The organism is Streptomyces swartbergensis, from assembly GCF_002148965.1.
Taxonomy (GTDB): Bacteria; Actinomycetota; Actinomycetes; order Streptomycetales; family Streptomycetaceae; genus Streptomyces; species Streptomyces swartbergensis.
On the sequence record NZ_NGFN01000542.1, the window covers coordinates 1 to 3,389 of the forward strand.

Sequence of the window (3,389 nt, forward strand, 5' to 3'; positions counted from 1 at the left end):
CCATGGTGCAGCCGGCGGCGATGGCGGGGCCGATCTTGCGGGTGCCCATGGCCAGGGGGAAGTTCCACGGGGTGATCAGCAGGCAGGGGCCGACGGGCTGGCGGGTGACCAGGAGGCGGTTCCTGCCGTCCGGGGCGGTCATCATGCCGCCGTCGATACGGACGGCTTCCTCGGAGAACCAGCGGAAGAACTCGGCGCCGTAAGCGACTTCGGCACGCGCCTCTGCCAGGGGCTTGCCCATCTCCAGCGTCATCAGCAGGGCGAGGTCTTCGGTGCGCGAGATGATGATGTCGTAGGCACGGCGCAGGATCTCGCTGCGGACCCGGGGCGGGGTGGCGGCCCAGGCCGCCTGCGCGGCGACCGCCGCCTCGGCGGCACGCCGGCCGTCCGCGGGCGAGGCGTCGGCGACCCGGCACAGTTCCTCACCGGTGGCCGGGTTGTCGACGGACAGGGTCCGGCCGGACTCCGCGTCCTGCCAACCGCCGCCGATGAAAAGCTGCTTGGGAACGTCGTGGACCACAGTCATCTCGGGGTCTCCTTGTATGCGTAGGGGTGCGCTGCCGCACGGTCAGCGGATGCGGTCCAGCGTCTTGTAGTAGGCGCCCGCGAAGGGCAGGAACCAGRCGGTGCCGTTGTAGAGGGGGATGCGGGGCGGGGCCAGGTCACGAACCGGGCTGACCTCGGGGTGGCCGTCCATCACCTCGGCCRTGACCTGCCCCATGTGTGTGGCCATCTGCACGCCGTGGCCCGCGTACCCCATGGAGTAGTAGACGCCGTCCTCGGTCTGCCCGGCGTGCACGATGCGGTCCATCGCGAAGCCGACGGAGCCGCCCCACACGTACTCGACCTTCGTCCGGGCGAGTTGGGGGAAGATCGCGCACATCTCACGGAACAGGACCTGTCCGCTCTTCTTGTCCGAGGTGGGGTCGGACGGTGCGAAGCGGGCGCGTCCGCCGAACAGCAGCCGGTTGTCCGGGGTGAGCCGGAAGTAGTGGCAGACCTGGTTGGAGTCGACGATGAGGCGGGCCTTCGGGATGATGTCCCGGGCGAGCTGCTCGCCGAGCGGCTCGGTCACGATGATGAAGCTGCCCAGGCAGACCTGCTGGCGGCGCAGCCACGGGAAGTTCTTGTCGGTGTAGGCGTCGGTGGCCATCATGACCTGCCCGGCGCGGATCACACCGCGTTCGGTGCTGACCTCGTAACGGCCGGCGGCGGTGCGCCGCACGCCGATGGCCGCGTTGCGCTCGTGGATCTCGACACCGGTGCGCTCGCACGCCTCGGCCATGCCGCGCACGAAGCGGCCGACGTGCAGTGCGGCGCTGAACGGGTCGAGCAGGCCGCCGTGGTAGGCGTCGGATCCGATCTCGAAACGCAGCTCGGACTTGCTGACCAGTGTGGTCTCATGGCCGAAGTACTTGGCCAGGTCGCGCTGTTGGGCCTTCTTGTTCTCGAAGTGCGCGGGGCGGGACGCGACGCCCAGGCGCCCGACGCGGTTGAACTGGCAGTCGATGGACTCCTCGTTCACCAGCCGCTCGACGGTGTCCACGGCCTCGCCGTAGGAGTTGTAGATCTCGCGGGCCCGCTCGAGTCCGTATCGGCGGATGGCCTGGCTCACGCCGATCGTGAAGCCCAGGTTCGCCATGCCGCCGTTGCGCGCGGAGGCCCCGGAACCGATCTGGCCCTTCTCGACGAGGGTGACACGGGCGCCCTTGCGGGCGGAATGGAGGGCGGTGGACAGACCCGTCAGGCCGGCGCCGATGACCACCAGGTCGGTGTCCTCGGTCAGGGGCTTGCCGGACCGGTCGGGGAACGCCCCGGCGGTTTCTATCCAGTAGGGAATCGTCTTCATTTGGGGTCCTCTGCGGGGAGTTTCGAAGTGGGGGGGGCGGCCGGGCACCGCCAAGGGCCCGGCCGACGGCGCTGTCAGCGGAAGCGCGGCCCGTGCCGGCGCAAGGCTCAGGTGAGAGACCTTTCCCAACCGTGGATCAGATGCGGGCGGAGGCCTCGGCGGTGGTCATACGGCCTCACCTCCCGGGGTGGCGATCCCGGTCGCGGTTTCGACGGAGAGCAGGGCGTTCTGCCGTCCGGAGCCGAGCCAGCGCACCAGGGCCACCAGGGCGAGGGCGAGGATGGCGAGGGCGATGAGGATGGCGCTGACGGCGGTCACGCTGGGGTCGATGTCGAAGGTCAGGGAGTTGTAGACCTGCACCGGCAGGGTGACGGTGTCGACGGAGGAGAGGAACTGGGAGATGTAGAACTCGTCGAAGCTGGTGATGAAGGAGAAGATCGCCGCGGCGATCATGCCGGGGGCGGCCAGGGGGAACGTGATCCGCCGGGCGACGGTCAGGCGGCCGGCGCCCATGCTGGCGGCGGCGTCCTCGAGGCGTTCGTCGATGCCGCGCAGGGTCGCGATCAGGATGAGCACCGCGATGGGTGAAGCCAGCACGGTGTGGCCGAGGGCGATGGCGATGGGGCTGCCCAGCATCGAGGCGGGTTCGAAGAGCAGGAACAGGCCCAGAGCGGTGACGATCTGCGGGATGAGCAGCGGTCCGAGAACCAGGGCGTAGACCGCGGAGCGCAGGGGGAGTTCGCTTCTGGTCAGTGCGGTTGCCGCGGTGACGCCGATGATGAGTGAGAACACGGTGCTCAGGGCGGCGATCAGGGCGCTCAGGGAGAGTGCGGCCGGCCATTTGCTGCCATCGGCGAACAGTGCCTTGTACCAGTTCAGCGTCCACGCTTCCGGCGGGAACGCTGCGAAGGCGTTGTTGCTGAAGGAGGTGACGATGATGACGACGATCGGCAGGGCCAGGAACAGCAGGATCACGGTGGCGATGGCGGTCAGGGCGATCCGACCCGCGAGGGTCTTGCGCAGCTCCATCATGACGCGCTCCTCTTCTTCCGGCTGGCGCCCAGGGAGCTGACGGCCTTGACCAGGAGCAGTCCGGCGAAGGTGAGCAGCAGCAGGATGACTCCCTGAGCGGCTGCCCCGTTCCATTGGTTTTCCTTGGTCACCTGCTGGTTGATGAGGGTGGCGATCATCGTCTGGTTCGGGCCGCCCATCAGGGCCGGGGTGATGTAGTAACCCAGCGAGAGGATGAAGCTGAGCAGTCCGGCACTGGCCAGACCGGGGGCGACCAGCGGCAGATAGACCCTTCGGAAGATGGTCACGCGCCCGGCGCCCATGCTGGACGCCGCCGCGAGCAAGCGGCGGTCCACGCCGCGCATCACGCCGTAGAGCAGCAGCACGGTGTAGGGCAGCATCATGGAGGTGGTGCCGATGACCACGCCCAGTTCGTTGTAGAGCAGCTGGAACGGCGCCCCCGGTACCGACATGGCGGCCAGGGTCTCGTTCACCAGGCCCTTGTCACCCAGCAGGATGATCCAGCCGT

At 68.6% G+C, this 3,389-nt stretch carries 4 protein-coding genes; all 4 read right to left on the reverse strand.

Translation table 11 applies throughout. The annotated features are described in order from the left end of the window. On the reverse strand, positions 1-526 hold a 526-nt coding region (locus CA983_RS41745; protein ID WP_143645745.1), incomplete at its 3' end, for an aldehyde dehydrogenase family protein. A gap of 42 nt (positions 527-568) precedes the next feature. Further along, entirely contained in the window at positions 569-1,849 is a 1,281-nt protein-coding gene (locus CA983_RS41750; RefSeq protein ID WP_086605864.1) for an NAD(P)/FAD-dependent oxidoreductase, read from the reverse strand. Positions 1,850-2,014: 165 nt separating this feature from the next. Next, positions 2,015-2,881, reverse strand: a complete 867-nt coding sequence (locus CA983_RS41755; RefSeq protein WP_086605865.1) for an ABC transporter permease — start codon at positions 2,879-2,881, stop codon at positions 2,015-2,017. Then, positions 2,878-3,389, reverse strand: a 512-nt coding sequence (locus CA983_RS41760; RefSeq protein WP_143645746.1) for an ABC transporter permease, incomplete at its 5' end; no start/stop codon positions are given. The genes CA983_RS41755 and CA983_RS41760, both read right to left, overlap by 4 nt.

What these genes read in the sequence shown, in the direction of transcription:
- CA983_RS41755 (WP_086605865.1), bottom strand. Translation starts at nt 2,881, where the DNA reads ATGATGGAGCTGCGCAAGACCCTCGCGGGTCGGATCGCCCTGACCGCC.